Below are 19,655 nucleotides of genomic sequence, written 5' to 3'. Positions count from 1 at the left end.
GTGATGTAATTTTTTCACGTTTAAGACAATTTTAAAATAAAATCTGCTGTTATTTAAATACTTTAAGAAGGATAAACACAGGACAAACCTAATCTAGTGTTCGACTCGCTAGATTATGCTTGTCATGGGGATTGAATTATATGATAGAAACAACGATTAATTTTCTCAATGCGCTGCTTTGGGGAAAGTTATTAGTATACGGTCTGGTTGGCGCCGGACTGTATTTTACGATTCGACTGACATTTATTCAGATCACTCACTTTAAGCATTCTGGTGAAATTATGCTTAAGAGTCGACAGGGTGAGAGTAAAGGTGGCCTTTCATCTTTTCAGGTATTTTGTACTAGCATGGCGGCTCGCGTTGGCGCGGGTAACATGGCGGGAGTTGCAGTCGCCATCGGTGCGGCGGGCCCGGGTGCCGTTTTCTGGATGTGGCTTATCGCTGTCTTAGGCATGGCTACGGCAATGGTCGAATCGACCTTGGCACAGGTTTACAAGGTACGCGACGAAGATGGTCAGTATCGTGGCGGGCCTGCTTATTACATGGAAAAGGGCCTTGGTCAGCGTTGGATGGGGATCTTATTCTCTATCTTCCTAATTATCGCATTTGGCCTAGTATTTAACGCTGTTCAAGCCAATACGATTACTGGTGCGATGACACAGGTCTTCGGCCTAGATCCTACTTATGTCGGTATCGGCATTGTGATTGTTAGCGCGTTCGTCATTATGGGCGGTTTACGTAAAGTCGCTAAAGTGTCGGAGATCATCGTTCCGGTGATGGCGGTTGCGTATATATTGATCGCTTTTGTCGTTGTAGCAATGAACATCGAAAAACTACCTGACGTATTCATGTTGGTGATCAAGAGTGCATTTGGTTTGCAAGAAGTGGTAGCTGGTGGTGTGGCATACACCATAGCGCAAGCGATGCAAGCGGGTATTGCGCGTGGCCTGTTTTCTAACGAAGCGGGTATGGGTAGTGCTGCAAACGTTGCGGCAAGTGCTTCACCTAATCCAAACCATCCAGCATCACAGGGCTTTGTGCAGATGATGGGCGTGTTTGTTGATACGATTGTTATCTGTACTGCGACGGCTGCGATTATTTTACTTGCGGGCGACGTTGGGGCAAATAGTGATGGCATCAAGCTTACAATCGATGCGCTTACAATGCATGTTGGCCCATGGGGCGGCGGATTTGTAGCATTAGCGATTTTGTTATTCTGTTTTACCTCTATTATTGCCAACTACTCTTACGCTGAAACCAACGTGATGTACTTATCGGGTAACAGCAAGAAGGCGTTACCGGTATTTAGAGTTTGTGTTTTAGGTATGGTGATGTTCGGTGCCGTAGCAAAAATTGGCCTAGTTTGGAACCTGGCCGATGTGTCTATGGGCTTAATGGCCACGGTTAACATCATTGCATTGTTGCTATTGTCTGGCGTGGCTATCCGCGTTATTAACGATTACCGCCAACAATTAAAGAGCGGCAAAACGCCAACATTTGATGCAAGCAAATTCCCTGAGTTATCTAACTTGGAAGGGGACATTTGGACCAGTAAAACGGTAGCTGAAGAGATTAAGTCACAAGAAGTTGCCGATGCAAATCGTGCTTAATCTATAAGCTTTATCAGCACAATCTAAAAAACCACGCCGTTAAAGCGTGGTTTTTTTGTTTTTGATCAGTATGATTGTGTCAGTTTAAGAATATCTCTTTATAGGAATTAGCGATGCTGATTTTAATTTCTCCTGCAAAAACGTTGGACTTTGACAATCCACCAGGCAGCGAAAGCTATTCAATGCCGACGTTACTCGATCAAAGTGAGCAGCTTATCGAGGTGTGCCGTACGCTTACTCCTACAGATATCGCGACTTTGATGAAGGTAAGCGATAAAATAGCTGGGTTAAACGTAGCAAGGTTCGACAGTTGGCAAAAAGATTTCACCCCGAACAATGCTAAGCAAGCCGTATTTGCTTTTCGTGGTGATGTGTATACCGGTCTTGATGCCGATACCCTGCCTGAGGCCAGCTTACAAAAAGCGCAAAAGCAGCTGAGGATCTTATCGGGCTTATATGGGTTGCTTAAGCCTTTAGATTTGATGCAAGCATACCGATTAGAGATGGGGACTCGACTTGCCAATGATAGAGGAGCCAATCTTTATCAGTTCTGGGGCGATATCATTACCGATGAAATCAACCAGACTACACGGGCACAAGGCGAAGAGTTTATTATTAACTTAGCGTCGAACGAGTATTTTAAAGCGGTTAAACCTAAGAAACTTACTGCGAACCTGATAACGCCTGTCTTTAAAGATTGCAAGAATGGCCAGTACAAGGTCATCAGTTTCTTTGCCAAAAAGGCCAGAGGCATGATGGTCCGATATATTCTGGATAATAATATCGACTCGTTAGAAGCACTCACTCAATTTGATACAGCGGGTTATTACTACAGTGAGAAAGACTCGAGCGTTAACGAGCCAGTATTTTTACGCGAAGAGCAATAACGAACCTGCTATTTGAAGCGTAATTTGCAAAAAAGCGGCCATCGGCTGCTTTTTTGTTTAGACGTCGATCTTGAAACTGAGAGTTCTATTATTTTGCCACTATCGGACGTAGCTCTATTGTCGACTGTGCCATTAAATAAGCAAACTGAGCATAAGCAGCCACATTTTGTTGCAGCGCCGCGGGATCAATTTTGTCTAACGTATCGTTAGGCGTGTGGTGATAATCGAAGTAGTCGCTACCATCCTGCCTAAGGGATGCTACAGGTACACCTTTAGATGGCAGCATAGATACATCTGGGCCACCTGAAGCGGTGTTACTGCCCATAACGACCCCATTAGCCGTCATTGGCTGACTTAGCTTAATAAGTTCTTCATATCCTTGCTCACTGGCTCTAAAGTCAATTTGATAGATACGACCCGCACCAAAGTCAGATTCCGCGGCAATATAATGCCTGTCAAGTTCAGCTTCATGGGCTTGAGCATAAGCTTTTCCACCGACAAGCCCTAGTTCTTCAGCGGCGTACAGTACAACCCGAATTGTGCGAGCGGGTTTTACGCTAAGGTCTTGGATCAGTTTTCCTGCAGCGGTTACAATTGCCACACCAGCGCCGTCATCGATAGCGCCAGTGCCTTCATCCCAAGAATCTAAATGCGCGCCAATGAGCACGATTTCATCAGGCTTGGTTGAACCCGTTACTTCTGCTATTACATTGTATGAAGTCGCAAAGCCGTGATTCTCAGAGGAAAGCTGCAGTTTCACACTGACCGTTTTATCTCGTTTTAGCATAGCGTTGATTAGATCAGCATCTGGGTTTGACATCGCTGCAGCAGGTATTTTATCCACCCCGTCTTTATAGCGCATCATGCCAGTATGAGCCATGCGGTCATGATCGGTGCCGATTGAGCGGATGATAATCGCGACGGCGCCTTTTTCAGCCGCAGCAACAGCTCCTCTTGAGCGTCCGCCAACACTTTTACCGTAACCCTTACCCGTTTTATGACGCTCTGTGACGTGATCAATAAAGACTATCTTGCCTTGTACATCGGCCATATTGGCTTGCTTTAGAGCATGTAAACTATCAAAGCGGATAATATTCGCTTCTATGCCAGCTTTAGGCGTTGCTATGCTGCCACCTAAGGCTGTTATGACTAGAGGTTGAGGAAATGGCGCTGTGATAGCAGCTTTTGCGCTGCCGCGAGACCATACAGGGACTTGCACCGCTTCTTTATATACATTGTCGAATCCGAGTGAGGCTAATTTTGTTTCGGCCCATTGCACTGCAATAAGATCTTGCTCACTACCTGCTAACCGAGGGCCGACTTCAACCGTTAAAGATTCAACCAGCTCGTAAGCAAGATTAGAGCTAAGCGCTTTTTGTTGTAACGCTGCTGTTACTGCATTGTCTTTATTGTCAGTTGTGGTGTGTTGACAGCCAATCAAGGCAAGAAAAACTAACCCAGAGAGTAAGTTGGTGTAGATGCTTTTCATAAGTTTCCTTTGTTTTTATTATGTATGTCCCATTTTTTAAAACAATCTAGCAAAAAGTGTGCTTTATGTCCCGACTATATCTGTAAGGCAACGCTATATTAGGGCGTCGGTTTGTTTTAGGAGAAATAGCTCGTAATGAATATAGAATTAATGCAGCAACGAGCAGACCATGCCGTTGTATTGTTGAAAGCATTGGCTAACGAACGTCGTCTGTTTATCTTGTGTTATCTTCTTAATGAAGGCGAGATGTGCGTTGGTGAAATGAACAAAAAGTTGGGATTAAGCCAATCGGCTTTGTCTCAACATTTAGCTTGGTTACGTAAAGATAATTTGGTTGAAACACGCAAAGAAGCTCAAACGGTTTATTATTCGTTAAAGAGTGAAGAAGTTGCAGAGATCATTAAATTACTGAATAACATCTATTGTGAAAGCTTAAAGACAGTTGCTTAGTCAAACTAAGACCAGTTGTTAGCAAAATTTGCTATGGCTGGTTTTATAGGCTTTGCAGAAGCGATGTAATGGATGACTGATAGAGAGGCTTGCCTCTCTATTTTTTTGCTTGAATTTTGATGATGCGAGTTGTGTACATAAATTACAGGCATAAAAAAACCGGCCGAGGCCGGTTTTTAATTTGCTTTAAAACTAAAAATTAAGCAGCAAGTGCTTTAATTTTAGCATTTAAGCGTGACTTATAACGAGCAGCCTTATTCTTGTGAATAAGACCTTTAGTCGCCATACGGTCAACAATTGGTTGTGCTTTAGCGAAAGCAGCAGTAGCTGTCGCGTGATCACCTGCATTGATTGCAGCAATTACTTTTTTAACGAAAGTACGTAACATTGAGCTACGGCTAGCGTTGTGTTGGCGACGCTTTTCAGACTGAAGCGCGCGCTTCTTTGCAGACTTGCTATTAGCCAAGGTGCAACTCCTAAAACTGGGTTTGGTATTTTTAAGGTCGAGGAATATGCCTTATTTTTGTCACTTTGTCAATGACAATGATTGAATCAATCTGATTAACTCAAAATAATCCAACCAGCTTGGCTATCTTCAACCTAACTCGTGTAATATGTGGCGCAATTCTAGCAGGTATTGCTATGAGACAATAGAGCTAATACTGATTTTTACGTGATATTAGCAAAAGTAATTTAGCTCTGTAGTAGGGGTGGGAGACGTTTTGAGCAAAAAGTTAGTAAAGTCAGGCCTGATTGTGAGTGCCATGACGTTGATTTCCCGTGTTTTAGGTTTAGTTCGAGACGTGGTTATCGCGAACCTCATGGGAGCGGGAAGTAGTGCGGATGTGTTTTTTTTCGCCAACAAGATCCCCAATTTTTTAAGACGCTTGTTTGCCGAAGGTGCTTTTGCGCAAGCATTTGTGCCTGTATTAACGGAGTATCAAGAAAAAAATAGCAGTGAAGAGGTTAAAGATCTCATTTCAAAGGTTGCCGGAACCTTAGGTGTACTTGTTAGCATTGTGACATTAGTCGGCGTGATTGCTTCACCTATCTTGGCGGCTCTATTTGGCGGCGGTTGGTTTTTAGCTTGGCTCAATGACGAACCTAATGGGGCAAAGTTTGAACTCGCTTCGTTAATGCTAAAGATTACTTTCCCTTATTTATGGTTTATCACCTTTACTGCGTTAGCTGGCTCGATATTAAATACTCGCGGCCGTTTTGCGGTGTCAGCGTTTACACCGGTATTTTTAAATATTGCCATTATCGCTGCGGCTATTTTCCTTGCACCAAATATGCAGCAGCCTGAAATTGGCTTGGCATGTGGTGTGTTTTTGGGTGGCTTAATCCAGTTCTTGTTTCAAATCCCTTTCCTGATGAAAGAGAAAGCGTTGGTGAAACCGAGCTGGGGGTGGAGTCACCCTGGCGTGACCAAAATACGCACTTTGATGATCCCGGCACTTTTTGGAGTCTCGGTGTCACAGATTAACTTATTGCTTGATACCTTTATTGCCAGCTTCTTGATGACTGGTTCGATTAGCTGGCTTTATTACTCCGATAGACTATTGGAGTTTCCTTTAGGATTATTTGGCATTGCGATCGCGACAGTTATTTTGCCTGCTTTATCTAAAAGACATGTTAATGCGGAAAGTGCTGAGTTTGCCAAAACCATGGATTGGGGAGTAAAAGCGATAATATTACTTGGGTTACCCGCAATGTGTGGTCTTATTTTGCTCGCCAAGCCAATGCTGATGGTGCTATTTATGCGCGGCGCATTTAGCTATGAAGATGTAGAAATGGCGTCATACAGTTTAATGGCATACGGTAGCGGCTTATTAAGCTTTATGTTGATAAAGATTCTTGCACCTGGTTATTACTCAAGACAAGATACCAAGACGCCTGTGCGTTATGGCATTATTGCTATGGTCAGTAACATGGTATTTAACCTGATTTTTGCGATTCCATTTGGTTATGTCGGTTTAGCTATCGCCACCTCTATGTCGGCGCTGCTTAATGCGGGGTTATTGTATCGTGGGCTACATAAGGCTAATGTTTACCGAGTGAATAAGGCGACGCTGGTCTTTTTAGCCAAGTCTGTGCTTGCGGCTGGGGTGATGTTGCTCGTGTTATTCCAATTCGATCCAACAACCGCTCAATGGCTTGATCTATCCTTTATAGAGCGCAGCTATACTTTGGTTAAGTTGATTGTATTTGCAGCAGTCGCTTACTTTATTTGCTTAGTTTGCCTCGGAATTCGCCCTTGGAAGATGAAAGCTGCTGTTTGAGTGCTGATTATAAAGCCTAGCTGGTATATAATCCGCCCATTTACTCTCATGTGTCGTGTAAGATAATGGAATTAATCCGCGGTATTCATAATATTTTGCCGAAACATCGAGGTTGCGTATTAAGCATAGGTAACTTCGATGGTGTTCACCGTGGTCATGCGGAAGTGATTAATCGGCTCGTCAAAAAAGCAGAGCAGTTAGGCCTGCCTGCTGCTGTAATGACATTTGAACCGCAGCCACGAGAGTTGTTTCAAGGCGAAAATGCGCCAGCTCGCTTAAGTTTGCTGCGAGATAAAATCGTTTTACTCGATGAGTTAAAGATTGATCGTCTGTTATGTGTCAACTTTAACAAAAAGTTTTCAAGCTATAGTGCCGAAGACTTTATCGAGCAACTGTTAGTTAAGGCCTTAGGCGTTAAGTACTTAGTTGTAGGCGACGACTTTTGTTTTGGTAAGCAGCGTAAAGGTAATTTTGAGATGCTGCGTAAGGCCGGAGAGAAGTTTGGTTTTGTGGTGGTGAGCACTCAGAGCTTTATTCTTGGCGACAAGCGTGTGAGTTCGACCGAAATAAGACAGCAGCTTGCAAAAGGTAACTTAGAGCAGGCTCGGCGTTTGTTGGGGCATCCTTTTACATTAAGCGGTAAGGTTGCTCACGGTGAAAAAATAGGGCGAACCATAGGTTTCCCTACCGCTAACATTGCCTTAAAACGTAAAGTGACGCCGGTAAGAGGCGTGTTTGCAGTAAAAGTCTATTGGGATAATAGCGATATATATGAAGGCGTAGCCAACGTTGGTTTTAGACCTACGGTAAATGGTCAAGTCTGTCAGTTAGAAGTCCATTTGTTTGATTTTGATGGTGACCTTTATGGTAAAGCCGTTGAAGTTGAATTAGTGGCAAAGATTAGAGACGAGCAGCCATTTGGATCGTTAGATGCGCTGAAAAAACAAATTAAAGATGATGCCAATAGAGCGAAAGCCCTACTTGGTAGCGATGCAGGCTGAACAGCTTAGCTAACAAAACGGTAAAGGATCAATGAGCGACTATAAATCTACTTTGAATTTGCCGGAAACAGAGTTTCCGATGCGTGGTAATTTGGCTAATCGTGAGCCAGAGATGTTGAAATCTTGGAACGAGAATGGACTGTACCAGCAGATCCGTGAAAGCCGTAAAGATGCTAAACCGTTTATTTTGCATGATGGTCCTCCATATGCGAACGGTGATATTCATATTGGTCACTCAGTAAACAAAATTCTTAAAGATATTATTATTAAGTCAAAGACCATGTCTGGTTTTGACGCGCCTTACGTTCCTGGGTGGGACTGTCATGGTCTACCTATTGAGCTTAAAGTTGAGCAAAAAGTAGGTAAGCCTGGCCACAAGGTCACAGCGGCTGAGTTTCGCCAAAAGTGCCGTGAATATGCTGCTAAGCAGGTTGACGGTCAGCGTGATGATTTTATTCGCTTAGGTGTATTTGCTGATTGGCAAAACCCATACCTAACAATGGATTTCAGCACTGAAGCTAATATCGTGCGCTCACTGTCTAAGGTGATCGATAACGGCCACCTGCATAAAGGCGTTAAGCCAGTACATTGGTGTACAGATTGTGGTTCTGCTTTAGCTGAAGCTGAAGTTGAATATGAAGACAAGATGTCTCCTGCGATCGATGTTGCTTTCATCGCTGTAGATAAGAGCGCTTTACTGGCTAAGTTTGGTTTGACTGATTACGCTCACGATATCTCAATGGTTATCTGGACGACGACGCCATGGACTCTGCCGGCTAACCGCGCGTTAGCAGTAGGCGCTAATGTTGAGTATACCTTAGTTGAGATGGTGAAAGATGGTCAGACTCAAGCATTAGTATTGGCGACTGATTTGTATGAATCATGTGTTGAGCGCTTTGGCGCACAATCACACTCTGTACTGGGTACTGTAGCCGGTAGTGATTTAGAGCTACTGCGTTTTAATCACCCATTCTATGATTTTGATGTGCCTGTTATTTTAGGTGATCACGTCACCGTTGATTCAGGTACCGGTATCGTTCATACCGCACCGGGTCATGGTCAAGACGACTTTGTTGTTGGTCAAAAGTACGGTCTAGAAGTGGCTAACCCTGTGGGTGATAACGGCGTTTATAAGCCAGATACTGAAATCTTCGCTGGTTTACATGTATTTAAGGCAAACAAGAACGTTGTTGAATTGCTAGAAGAGAAAGGCGCGCTGCTTAGTCATGTACAAATTAAGCATAGCTACCCGCATTGTTGGAGACATAAAACGCCAATTATCTTCCGCGCTACGCCGCAGTGGTTTATTTCTATGGATCAAAAGGGTCTGCGTACGCAGGCAATCAGTGAAATAGAGCAAACTAAATGGATCCCTGATTGGGGCCAGAGCCGTATCGAGAAGATGGTAGAGAACCGTCCGGACTGGTGTATTTCACGTCAACGTACATGGGGCGTACCAATTACCCTATTCGTACACCGTGAAACAGAAGAGTTACACCCAGATAGTGTGTCTTTGATGGAGCGCGTAGCTGCTCGTATCGAACAACAAGGCATTCAAGCTTGGTGGGATCTCGATGCATCAGAACTCTTAGGTGAAGAAGCAGACCAGTACCGCAAAGTGACTGACACATTAGACGTTTGGTATGATTCAGGTTCAACATTCTCGACTGTTGTTGCTGCACGTCCAGAGTTCCATGGCCATGATATTGACCTTTACCTAGAGGGTAGCGATCAACACCGTGGTTGGTTTATGTCATCACTCATGATCTCGACAGCGATGAATGGCAAAGCGCCGTACAAGCAAGTGCTTACTCACGGTTTCACCGTTGATGGTCAAGGCCGTAAGATGTCTAAGTCTGTTGGTAACGTGATTTCACCGCAGCATGTGACTAATAAGTTAGGCGCAGACATTCTACGTTTGTGGGTTGCAGCGACAGATTACAGTGGCGAAATGACGGTATCTGACCAGATCTTAAACCGTAGCGCTGATGCATACCGTCGTATCCGTAACACGGCTCGATTCCTACTGGCTAACATCAATGGCTTTAACCCAGCAACAGATATGGTTGCAGTTGAAGACATGGTTGCACTTGATCGCTGGGTTGTTCGCCGTGCAGCTGCACTGCAACAAGAGCTACTAGAAGCATACGAACAGTATAACTTCCACTTAGTAACGCAAAAACTAATGCAGTTCTGTTCAGTTGAGCTAGGTAGTTTCTACTTAGATATTATTAAAGACAGACAGTACACAGCAAAAGAAGATAGCAACGCGCGTCGTAGTTGTCAGTCTGCACTGTACCTTATCTCAGAAGCAATGGTGCGCTGGATGGCGCCAATCCTAAGCTTTACTGCTGATGAGATCTGGAAACTGCTGCCTGGTGAGCGCGGTGAATACGTATTTACTGAAACCTGGTATGAAGGCCTTAAGTCAGTGACACTTGAATCTGATTTGAGTGATGAGTACTGGGATCAGTTATTAGCCGTTCGCGCCGAAGTGAACAAGGTTATTGAAAATGCTCGTCGTGAGAAGCAGATCGGTGGTTCATTAGAAGCTGAAGTGACTTTATTTGCCGATGAAGCATTAGCAGCAATCCTTGAAAATCTTGGTGATGAGCTGCGCTTTGTGTTGCTAACGTCTAAGACTGAAGTCGTTGCATTAGCGGCAGCACCAGCTGATGCGATTGAAACAGAGCTTGCTTCACTTAAGCTGAGCTTGAAAAAGTCTGAAGCAGAAAAGTGTGAGCGCTGCTGGCACCATAGAGAAGATGTTGGTACCGTTGCTGAGCATCCAACACTATGTACTCGCTGCGTGACTAACATCGAAGGCGAAGGCGAAGTTCGCCAATTTGCATAAAGGAACTGTCATGCCCACTACATGGAAAGACAGTGGCCTGCGTTGGTATTGGATAGTTGTGTTGGTATTTGTTGCCGACCAACTATCTAAGCAATGGGTGTTGTCGAATTTTAATCTTGGTGAATCGATTCAGTTACTGCCGGTTTTTAACTTTACCTATGTGCGTAACTATGGTGCTGCATTTAACTTTTTAAGTGATGCAGGCGGTTGGCAGCGCTGGTTATTTACCTTTGTTGCAGTCGGCTTTAGCGTATTATTATCAGTTTGGCTGCGTCAGCAGCCAAGCAAGATGTGGCGCTTAAACCTTGCTTATACTTTAGTTATTGGTGGGGCGCTAGGTAATCTGATCGATCGTCTGCAGCATGGCTATGTAGTAGACTTTTTACATTTCTATTGGAATACCAGCCATTTTCCTGCATTTAATATCGCCGATTCGGCAATTTGTGTGGGCGCAGCACTTATCATTTTAGACTCATTTATTACGGGTAAAGATGATAAAAAAACTGATGGCGTAAAGGAGTAACTAAGTGTCTGAGATGCATTCAATTTTATGTCATATGAATATAGTGCTTGAAGATGGTTCAACCGCTGAAAGCACACGTTCAAGTGGCAAGCCTGCACGATTTAATGTCGGTGATGAAAGCTTAAGTCCGGCATTTGAAGCTGAGATTATCAACCTCAAAGAGGGAGATAAGCACAACTTTACATTGCAAGCCGCTGATACATTTGGCGAATCAAATCCAGATGCTGTACATCATATGGATAAAAGCCGTTTCCCTGCCGATATGAAGCTTGAGCCTGGTGTGATAGTGAGTTTTGCAGGCCCAGGTGGCAGTGAAATTCCTGGCATGGTAAGAGATGTGGTGGGCGACTCGGTAACAATCGATTTGAACCATCCATTGGCGGGACAAGTGCTCACCTTTGAACTAGAAGTGGTACAGGTACTGTAATTATGAATATTCTTCTGGCCAATCCCCGAGGATTCTGTGCTGGCGTAGATCGCGCGATTAGCATTGTAGAACGTGCGTTAGAGCTTTTCTCTCCGCCAATCTACGTACGCCACGAAGTGGTCCATAATCGCTATGTGGTGCAGAACTTAAAAGATCGCGGTGCAGTGTTTGTCGAAGAGTTAGACCAAGTGCCTGATGAAAGCATCGTGATCTTCAGTGCTCATGGTGTGTCTCAAGCGGTTCGCTCTGAAGCCAAGAAGCGTGGTCTTAAAGTATTTGATGCGACTTGTCCGCTGGTCACTAAAGTTCATCTTCAGGTTGCACGTGCCAGCCGCAAGGGCATTGAGTGTATCTTAATTGGCCATGCAGGCCATCCAGAAGTGGAAGGCACCATGGGGCAATACGATAACCCTGCAGGTGGTGTTCATTTGGTTGAGTCGCCTGAAGATGTCGCGCGGCTTGTGGTTAACGATCCAGAGAACTTATGTTTTGTCACGCAAACAACCTTATCAATGGATGATACGGCCGATGTCATTGCTTCGCTGCAAAAGAAGTATCCTTCGATTGAAGGCCCGCGCAAAGATGATATCTGTTATGCGACACAAAATCGTCAAGATGCTGTGCGTAATGTGGCTGAAAAGGTAGAGTTGTTTATTGTGGTCGGCTCGAAAAACAGCTCCAATTCAAATCGTCTGCGAGAATTAGCTCAGAAGAAAGGAACGCAAGCTTTCTTAGTCGACAATGCTGATGATGTTGACGCAACTTGGTTCAATGGTGTTCAACGCGTAGCGGTAACCGCAGGAGCATCGGCCCCAGAAGTATTGGTTAAACAAGTTGTTGATGCTATCGCTAATATGGCGCCAAGTGTGGTGACAGAAGTCGAAGGACGTCTAGAAGACACCGTTTTTGCTGTACCTGCCGAGCTTCGTTAATACCTAACGACACTCAGATACAAATTGAAATAAAAAAGAGGCCTAGGCCTCTTTTTTTTTGATCAAAATTCAGGTTAACTTTGACTGTTAATCATGTTTATGACTTAGTCACTACAGTTCAACATTCGACTAATTTACTATTAACCTGTATGTTTTTGTATTACTATAAGTTGCCGTTTTTAAACGCTAAAGTAACATCTTTAACGTCAACAATATGACAAACGTAAAGGAATTGACGGAATGGGAACCAGGGAGAAAGGACTTTCATTGATCGAAGTGCTCGTTGCTTTGGTTATTTTAACCGTCGGCTTGATTGGTGTTTTCAATCTCCACGTGGTTTCTAAGCGTGGTAGTTTCGAGTCCTTCCAGCAAACCTTAGCCGCTTATTCAGCAAATGATATTGTCAATAGACTGCGTTTAAACCGCACTCAGATGGCCGCTTATAGCGGAGAGTATACCGGTGCTTTGACCAAGCCTGGGAAGTCTTGTGATGTTGCTGTTGGCGCCGTCGTCACCTGCTCAAATGCTGAGACGTTAGCGTGGGATATCTATCAATGGAAGCTGTTGATGGATGGATTAGATGATGTAACTGCGTGCATAGATGCAAACGTGAATGGTAATGTATCGATAGCGGTTACTTGGCGAGGGATCAGAGAAGTCAATGACGGCGCAGAAAATAGTACCTCGTTTGTCAAGGCGTGTGGTGTGGCAAGTGATCGCCGCAGAATATACCTACTTGAAACTGTGATTATATAAATATGAAAAAGTTAGTTAACGCTTATTCACAACAAGGCTTCTCATTAGTCGAGTTGATGGTCGCTATGCTAGTGAGTTTATTTCTAACCACTGGTTTATTCTCAATGTTTGCCATGTCTTCTTCCAATGTCACAACCACTAGCCAATTTAATCAGTTACAAGAAAATGGGCGTATAGCTTTAGCATTAATTGAGCGTGATGTGAGTCAAGCTGGCTTTATGGCTGAGTTAACAGGTGTTGATCTGAATGTGGGGTCAAGCACCAGTATTATCGCTCCAGCTATCGCCGCTGCCAGTGATTGTATTGGCGGTGGTCCAAACAATGCCAGCTTTCCTGCGAGCGTTACATCTTCAAACTTTAGAAAAATTTGGGGCTACGAAAGTGGAGTGGGTGGAGAGGCCATAGCCTGCTTAGGCACTGTGGTAGCGAATACCGATGTACTTCAAATAAAACGCTTAATTGGGCCGAGTACCACATCCTTTAACGCCAACCGGTATTACATGGGGACTAATTCAAGTGAAGCGGTGATTTTTGCTGGTAGTCAAACTCCCCCGAGTCTAGATAACGGACGGTTTTGGGAATACCAGCACCATATATATTTCATCCAATTGAGTAATGGCGTGCCGGTTTTAATGCGGAGGGTTCTCGGTGTTGGTGGCATGACAGGTTCAAACTCATTAGAGCAACTGGTAGAAGGGGTTGAGGACTTCCGTGTTATGTATGGCTTCGACACGAATGGTGACAGAACAGCCGATAGTTTTATGCCAGCACAAAATGTCACTTCTCCTATTTGGGATGGTTCTCCTAATCAACGATTAGTCGCACTTAGGTTATACCTACTGGTTCGCACTGTAGAAGAAGATAATAGTTATACCGATGAGCAAACTTATGTACTCGGCGATAAGACTATTGCCGCGGCAAACGATGGTTTTAGGCGACGAGTGTTATCGACAACTATCGTACTTGAAAACCCGATATTAGTAGGAAGCTAATCATGCAAAAGCAGAAAGGGATCGTGCTATTTTTTTCACTAATTGTACTGCTGATTATGACGGTAATTGGTGTTGCGTTAGCAGTGAACTCTACGCAATCAATTCGAATGGCAGGCGCCGGTTCTGAGCGGGTAGAAGCCGTTGCTGTGGCTCGCGGTGCGCAAGACCGAGTTATTGCCAATAACCGGGGGACGAATTTAGCGCAGATTAGTAACGTTACAGTTATTGCTGATGGCACATTTGATGTGACTAATACACTAACGCCGTTATCAGATGGAGATGTCGACTGTATGAGAATGCTTCACCCAAATCAAGCCGGGATGATTGATTGCGTGCCAATGGAAATATCTAGTGAAGCAACCTTTGGTCGTAACGATATGGGGCGATTAACGTTAGTTACTGGAATTGAACAAGAAGTTCTCGGTGGAACAGGGAATTAATGATGAAAATAAACAAGTGTCTTAAGTCCATTGTTGTATCTATTTCCATGGCAATGACAGTCGTTTCTGGTGTGAGTTATGCTGATGATACCGAGCTATATGTATTTGAATCGTCTGCACGTTCAGGTTCTCGCCCTCAAGTTCTTATTATCTTTGATAACTCAGGCAGTATGAGTACGGATGAATATACTGAGGAGTTTTATGATAGAGGGGAAACCGTCGATAAATCTACCAAGATTTATTACAGCAAAGGTGGAATAGGGGTTCCAGAGCTCACCAGCCCTAATCACTTCTTTGGCTCTGTTAATGGCTGCCAGTCATCGCGCAGGTATTTACGTTCTTATGGTATGTTCACTGGTTTTGTTCGCCAATATAGCTATACCGGTGAAAATGGTGAGTGGACAGAGCTCCCTGATACTTTAAATGGCAACGTCACTACGCTCGATTGTTTTGAGGACTTTGAAGATCGCGACAAACTGTATTTCGGCAATGCTAGCGGGATCGATAAAGGATTTCCGGTTGATAGCTTAGGCTCTAAAGAAAGTCCGGTTTTGTATACCTATGTTAATAAAAATTCAAATTCATCTGATATTGACTCTTCAGTTGAAACTGCAAAATTGACAAAATTTGGTACCGGTAAGTCAGTGACTTTTTATACTGAGCGTTACGTTAATTGGTATAACTCGACTAAAAGTAAGGGGTGGGAGTCGCGTTTAGATATTGCCAAACGGGTAATGGAAGATACGGTTGTTGCAACGCCTGGCGTAGATTTTGGTTTAGCGGTATTTAACGGAAACTATTACAGTGACCAAAATGGTGGGCGCGTGATCTCAGGGATAAAGCGTCTTAATCCAGCCGATAAAGTGTCTTTGATTAATACTATTAACGATCTTGGTGCTGATACTTGGACACCACTTTGTGAAACCTTATATGAATCTTACCGCTATTTTGCTGGTTTATCAGTTAAATACGGCTTGCAAGCTTCTGGCTTAACGCCTGATAGGGATACCTCAGTAGAAAAAAATGGTATCTATGAGTCGCCATTTAACGCGATGCAATGCTCTAGTAATGCCTATGTTGTTTACATTACGGATGGCTCTCCGACAAACGATACCAATGCTGATTATTATGTTAGCCGTATGAATGGTTACCGTTCATCAGATCGTGAAGGAGGCAGTTATTTGCCTGCACTGGCGAGTATTATGAACCGTAAAGACGTTAATACGTCAATGGATGGTGACCAGCATGTCTCCACTTTTACTATTGGCTTCAGTGATGGGGCTAACAGCGCTGCGCCTATTTTGAAGAAAACGGCAGAATTAGGTGGCGGTAAGTATTTTGCGGCTAAAGATGCATCGGCACTGCAATCCGCTTTACAAGAGGTTTTCTCTCAGATCCTAGAAGTTAATGCCAGTTTCACCTCTCCTTCCATTGCCAGCAATAACTTCGATAGAACACAAACCTTCGATTCTGTTTACTACGCAATGTTCTTGCCGAATAAAGGGCCGCGATGGCTTGGCAATATCAAGAAATTTAAGGTGACGGGTAATGGTGATATTGTCGATAAAAATGGTGCAAATGCTATTGGTGATGACGGTAACCTAAAGGATTCAGCTTGTTCGTATTGGACGCCTAATTCAGTTTGCTCTGCAGCAAGCGGTGGTGGTGACGGTAACGATGTGCGTACCGGCGGCGTGTTACATGAGTTACAAACTACAAGTACCAGTGACCGAACTATTTATGGTGATTTTGGTAACAATGGGAGCCTGTCTGCATTCAGCCGAAGTAATGCGGTAGCCAAAGCGGGCAGTGAAACAGCATTGGCAGCCTATATGGGCATAGATAAGTCGCAAATATCTAGCTACATTGATTGGGTAAAGGGTAAAGACACCGATGATGACGATAATGATAATTCGACATCTGATATTCGAGAAGATGTGTTTGGAGACCCGCTGCATTCTAAGCCGTTAGCGATTAACTTTGGTACTGAAGGCAATCCTGATATTCGGATTGTATTAGGGACTAACCACGGCTTCCTGCACATGTTTAAAGATGAGGGTAACACCGTCTCAGAAACTTGGTCATTTATGCCCTATGAGCTGTTACCCAATATCAGAGAGTTAAGAGCCAATGTCCCAACTGGATTGCATTCAGTGTATGGCTTTGATAGTTCAACAGTGTCATTTGTGAAAACCAAAAGCTCTGGTGAAGTAGAAAAAGCTTGGCTATTTGCAGGAATGAGACGTGGTGGCAAGTCCTATTATGCGTTAGATATTTCCAACCCAGATAGCCCTAAAAAGCTTTGGAAGGTCAGTGCTAATGATCCCGGAATGGCTGAACTTGGGCAAACTTGGTCTGAACCTGTTGTGACTTACATTCCGGGCTGGCCAGCAGGCAATACTGAATACTCTAAAGCAAAACCGGTATTGATTTTTGGTGCAGGTTATTCACCAGCAACTAAAGATAGTGCAGCCGTTGGCACGAACGATTCTCAAGGTCGTGGAGTATTTATATTGGATGCCGAAACGGGGGCGTTAGTGCATTCGTTTGGTCCAAATAGCGGTGCTAATATCACTCAGATACCTGGTATAACAGACAGTATTCCTAATGCGGTAGCTATATTAGACAGTAATGGTGATAAGTTAACTGACCGCATCTATGCATCAGATACAGGTGCGAATGTATGGCGTATAGACTTACCAAGCGCTAATCCTAAGGATTCTAATAAACCATGGACAGCATTTAAATTTGCAGATTTAGGCGGGAATTCCGTCACCAGTGATAGACGTTTTTTCGTTGAGCCTGCAGTAGCCCAAACGGTGTTTACTAATATTGCCGAAGTTGATGTCACTGTTGGAGGGCAAACAAGCAGCACTACAACGTATCAAAGTGTGCCATATGATGCGGTGGTGATTGGCTCGGGCCATCGCCCACACCCTTTGGATGTAAAGCGAAATGATTACTTCTTTACCTTGCAAGATCGTAATGTAGTTACTCGCTCGTTTACCGGATCGGGTGATAATACTATCCCAAGTCCAATTAGCTTTAATAACCTCTACGATGTGACTTCAGGCTCCCCGGCAACAGATACCGAAAATATCGAGTTTGGCAAGACACTCGGTTGGTACTATAGCTTTGGCGGCGTGGGAGAAAAGAGTTTAGCTGCGGCAACAATTATCGAAGGGCGGGTGTTCTTCACTTCTTATGTGCCAGGCCAAGCCTCAGATGCTAACCAATGTTTAGTTAGCGGCGTTGGTCGTCTATATGGATTTGATCTTCACCGCGGGATCCGTTCATATACTCATGAGTATTTAGAAATGGGTGAGAGAGTACCAGATACGCCGCAGCTAGTTGTGCCACCAAATGGTTCAGATGACAGCTACATGTACCTTATTGGTATCGGTGCAGCAGGAGATAAAATGGAGCTTAAAGATTGCCCTGCAGGTAGTATAGATTGCCCACCGCCTCCTCCTTGTGCACCTGGTGACAATAAGTGTGTTGGTGGCGCATTAGGGGTAAACCGAATTTATTATCATGTAGACGAGTAGGTTAGATAGATGTTGAAACATAAAGGTTTTACCTTAATTGAGTTAATGATTACGGTCGCAATTATCGGCATTTTGGCATCAATCGCTTATCCATCATATGTAGAGTATGTGGCAAAAGGTGTTAGAGCTGATGGTTTATCGCTACTTGTTGAGGCGGCAAATAGACAGGAGCAGTTTTATTTAGATAATCGTGTTTATACAACAGACATGACCAATCTGGGCTTTGATAAAAGCCCATATGTGAGTGAAAGTGGTGATTACAGCCTGAGTAGCTCAACCGGAACGGGTAGCTTTACTTTGACGGCGACAGCATTGGCTGGACAAGCTAAAAGAGACAGCGAATGCGCGACAATAAAAATCACTGAAACTGGAGCAAAAACTCCTAAGGCGTGTTGGTAATGAAATGGCTTCTATTTCCTATATTGTCTTTTTCTGCGGCTGCAGTTGCACAGGACCAGCCAGTAGAAAAAGCAGAATATAAGTGTTTTGTAGAAACATCTGTGAGTAAGAAAGTAGTGTTTTATCGTTGGGAGGTTAATCGCTTTCAACGCAACATGAACCGTTTATCTGCTCGTAAAGTTCCAAATGATGGTCGCAGTAATAGACCTTATATTAAAGATGTCTTTGAGTGTGTTTTACTTGATGAGCCTTTCAAGAGTGCTGAAGCTAACGCGTTGGATAAAGTTACACCTAGATAAACATTTCTAGGTAAAAGAGGGGGGAAGTCATCGCAGTGGCTTTCAACTTGCAACCTAATAACCTTTAATGAACTTACCTCTTGATATATTTAAACATCAAAAGGAGTGTATTGCTGTTGCCATTTAGCTGCTACTTTTATTCTATTGTGGCAGCTAAAGATAGCAATTAGCTGCAAGTTAAGCCAGTGGCAGAAGAAGTACGCAGCTTTCCTGATGACATAATATCGACCGCTTTCGCATTCTCGTTGCTTTTACTAGAAGGGCAATAAATAATTTGTCTAGTACCGCCTGATGAAATTCCTGTCAACATCCCTTCGGGGTTAAAGCTGATAGAGCTTAAGTTATAGCTAACAAAGTCATTAGAGTTGAATGCATCGACCTCTCGAATAACCTGATCTTTCACACCATTAGTACTATCAATCGTACCAATAGTGCCGTTATCGATAAAAATACTATAGCCACCTTGCCAGTTTGTGCCACAACTTGTACCTGATAATGGACAGACGGTAACGATAGCGCCGTAACTAATAGCATGGCTTCGAGCGACGGTTAAAGATTGCTGAATATTTCTAATGCTTGAGTCGCTACGAGAAGCTTCGTACATAGCTGTAAAGGAAGGGACGGCAATACTGATCAATATGGTCGCAACGGCTAACGTCACCATTAGCTCAACAAGAGTGAAAGCTTTTATTGTATTTTTGTACTTTCTCATGGCGATTTCCTTTGCCTAATAACGCCATCAGTATATTACACTTTCGATGTATTT

18 protein-coding genes are annotated in these 19,655 nt (G+C 43.8%); 15 read left to right on the top strand and 3 right to left on the bottom strand.

The annotated features are described in order from the left end of the window. The first annotated feature begins 140 nt into the window (after window positions 1-140). Complete coding sequence (locus ACVBIO_RS02795; RefSeq protein WP_447160452.1) at window positions 141-1,610, top strand: alanine/glycine:cation symporter family protein; 1,470 nt, start codon at window positions 141-143, stop codon at window positions 1,608-1,610. A 113-nt stretch (window positions 1,611-1,723) separates the two neighbouring features. Further along, window positions 1,724-2,497, top strand: coding sequence for a peroxide stress protein YaaA (gene yaaA, locus ACVBIO_RS02790; protein ID WP_447160453.1), 774 nt, complete (start codon window positions 1,724-1,726; stop codon window positions 2,495-2,497). 88 nt (window positions 2,498-2,585) lie between these two features. Here yaaA and ACVBIO_RS02785 read toward each other — a convergent pair whose 3' ends face one another. Beyond that, window positions 2,586-3,986, bottom strand: coding sequence for a M28 family metallopeptidase (locus ACVBIO_RS02785; RefSeq protein WP_447160454.1), 1,401 nt, complete (start codon window positions 3,984-3,986; stop codon window positions 2,586-2,588). A 135-nt stretch (window positions 3,987-4,121) separates the two neighbouring features. On the opposite strand from ACVBIO_RS02785, the gene ACVBIO_RS02780 reads away from it, so the two are divergent. After that, the gene (locus ACVBIO_RS02780; protein ID WP_012276241.1) at window positions 4,122-4,436 is read left to right on the top strand and encodes an ArsR/SmtB family transcription factor; all 315 of its coding nucleotides are present in this window, start codon (window positions 4,122-4,124) and stop codon (window positions 4,434-4,436) included. A gap of 199 nt (window positions 4,437-4,635) precedes the next feature. On the opposite strand, the gene rpsT is transcribed toward ACVBIO_RS02780, so the two are convergent. After that, window positions 4,636-4,902, bottom strand: coding sequence for a 30S ribosomal protein S20 (gene rpsT, locus ACVBIO_RS02775; protein ID WP_447160455.1), 267 nt, complete (start codon window positions 4,900-4,902; stop codon window positions 4,636-4,638). 256 nt (window positions 4,903-5,158) lie between these two features. Here rpsT and murJ point away from each other — a divergent pair, with 256 nt between their 5' ends. The 12 genes from murJ (at window position 5,159) to ACVBIO_RS02715 (ending at window position 18,889) form a co-directional block, all read left to right on the top strand. Continuing rightward, the gene (gene murJ / locus ACVBIO_RS02770) at window positions 5,159-6,718 is read left to right on the top strand and encodes a murein biosynthesis integral membrane protein MurJ (RefSeq protein ID WP_447160456.1); all 1,560 of its coding nucleotides are present in this window, start codon (window positions 5,159-5,161) and stop codon (window positions 6,716-6,718) included. Window positions 6,719-6,783: 65 nt separating this feature from the next. Beyond that, a complete protein-coding gene (gene ribF, locus ACVBIO_RS02765; protein WP_447163709.1) occupies window positions 6,784-7,719 on the top strand; it encodes a bifunctional riboflavin kinase/FAD synthetase in 936 nt (311 codons plus the stop codon). A gap of 31 nt (window positions 7,720-7,750) precedes the next feature. After that, window positions 7,751-10,573 (top strand): isoleucine--tRNA ligase, encoded by a 2,823-nt coding sequence (gene ileS, locus ACVBIO_RS02760; protein ID WP_447160458.1) that lies wholly within the window; start codon window positions 7,751-7,753, stop codon window positions 10,571-10,573. A 10-nt stretch (window positions 10,574-10,583) separates the two neighbouring features. Continuing rightward, on the top strand, window positions 10,584-11,096 hold the full coding sequence (gene lspA, locus ACVBIO_RS02755) for a signal peptidase II (protein ID WP_447171907.1): 513 nt from the start codon (window positions 10,584-10,586) through the stop codon (window positions 11,094-11,096). A 13-nt stretch (window positions 11,097-11,109) separates the two neighbouring features. Then, window positions 11,110-11,523, top strand: coding sequence for an FKBP-type peptidyl-prolyl cis-trans isomerase (fkpB, locus tag ACVBIO_RS02750; protein ID WP_447160517.1), 414 nt, complete (start codon window positions 11,110-11,112; stop codon window positions 11,521-11,523). 2 nt (window positions 11,524-11,525) lie between these two features. Next, window positions 11,526-12,455 (top strand): 4-hydroxy-3-methylbut-2-enyl diphosphate reductase, encoded by a 930-nt coding sequence (ispH, locus tag ACVBIO_RS02745; RefSeq protein ID WP_447160460.1) that lies wholly within the window; start codon window positions 11,526-11,528, stop codon window positions 12,453-12,455. Window positions 12,456-12,695: 240 nt separating this feature from the next. Then, complete coding sequence (gene pilV, locus ACVBIO_RS02740; protein WP_447171906.1) at window positions 12,696-13,211, top strand: type IV pilus modification protein PilV; 516 nt, start codon at window positions 12,696-12,698, stop codon at window positions 13,209-13,211. 2 nt (window positions 13,212-13,213) lie between these two features. Beyond that, entirely contained in the window at window positions 13,214-14,203 is a 990-nt protein-coding gene (locus ACVBIO_RS02735; RefSeq protein WP_447171905.1) for a PilW family protein, read from the top strand. A 2-nt stretch (window positions 14,204-14,205) separates the two neighbouring features. Further along, window positions 14,206-14,643: a pilus assembly PilX family protein gene (locus tag ACVBIO_RS02730; RefSeq protein ID WP_447160463.1), complete on the top strand. Its 438-nt coding sequence runs from the start codon at window positions 14,206-14,208 to the stop codon at window positions 14,641-14,643. Between the two features lie 2 nt (window positions 14,644-14,645). Then, a complete protein-coding gene (locus tag ACVBIO_RS02725) occupies window positions 14,646-18,191 on the top strand; it encodes a pilus assembly protein (protein WP_447171904.1) in 3,546 nt (1,181 codons plus the stop codon). A 9-nt stretch (window positions 18,192-18,200) separates the two neighbouring features. Next, a complete protein-coding gene (locus tag ACVBIO_RS02720; protein WP_447160465.1) occupies window positions 18,201-18,590 on the top strand; it encodes a type IV pilin protein in 390 nt (129 codons plus the stop codon). Then, window positions 18,590-18,889, top strand: a complete 300-nt coding sequence (locus ACVBIO_RS02715; protein WP_447160466.1) for a TapY2 family type IVa secretion system protein — start codon at window positions 18,590-18,592, stop codon at window positions 18,887-18,889. Before ACVBIO_RS02720 ends, ACVBIO_RS02715 begins: the two co-directional genes overlap by 1 nt. 166 nt (window positions 18,890-19,055) lie before the next feature. Here the strand turns inward: ACVBIO_RS02715 and ACVBIO_RS02710 are convergent, their stop codons facing one another. Beyond that, window positions 19,056-19,601: a GspH/FimT family pseudopilin gene (locus tag ACVBIO_RS02710; RefSeq protein WP_447160467.1), complete on the bottom strand. Its 546-nt coding sequence runs from the start codon at window positions 19,599-19,601 to the stop codon at window positions 19,056-19,058. Between the last annotated feature and the right edge of the window lie 54 nt (window positions 19,602-19,655).

It is taken from the genome of Shewanella sp. 0m-8, from assembly GCF_052977265.1.
The sequence above is the reverse complement of the archived record's forward strand: the minus strand, read 5'-3'. Positions and strand labels throughout refer to the sequence as shown.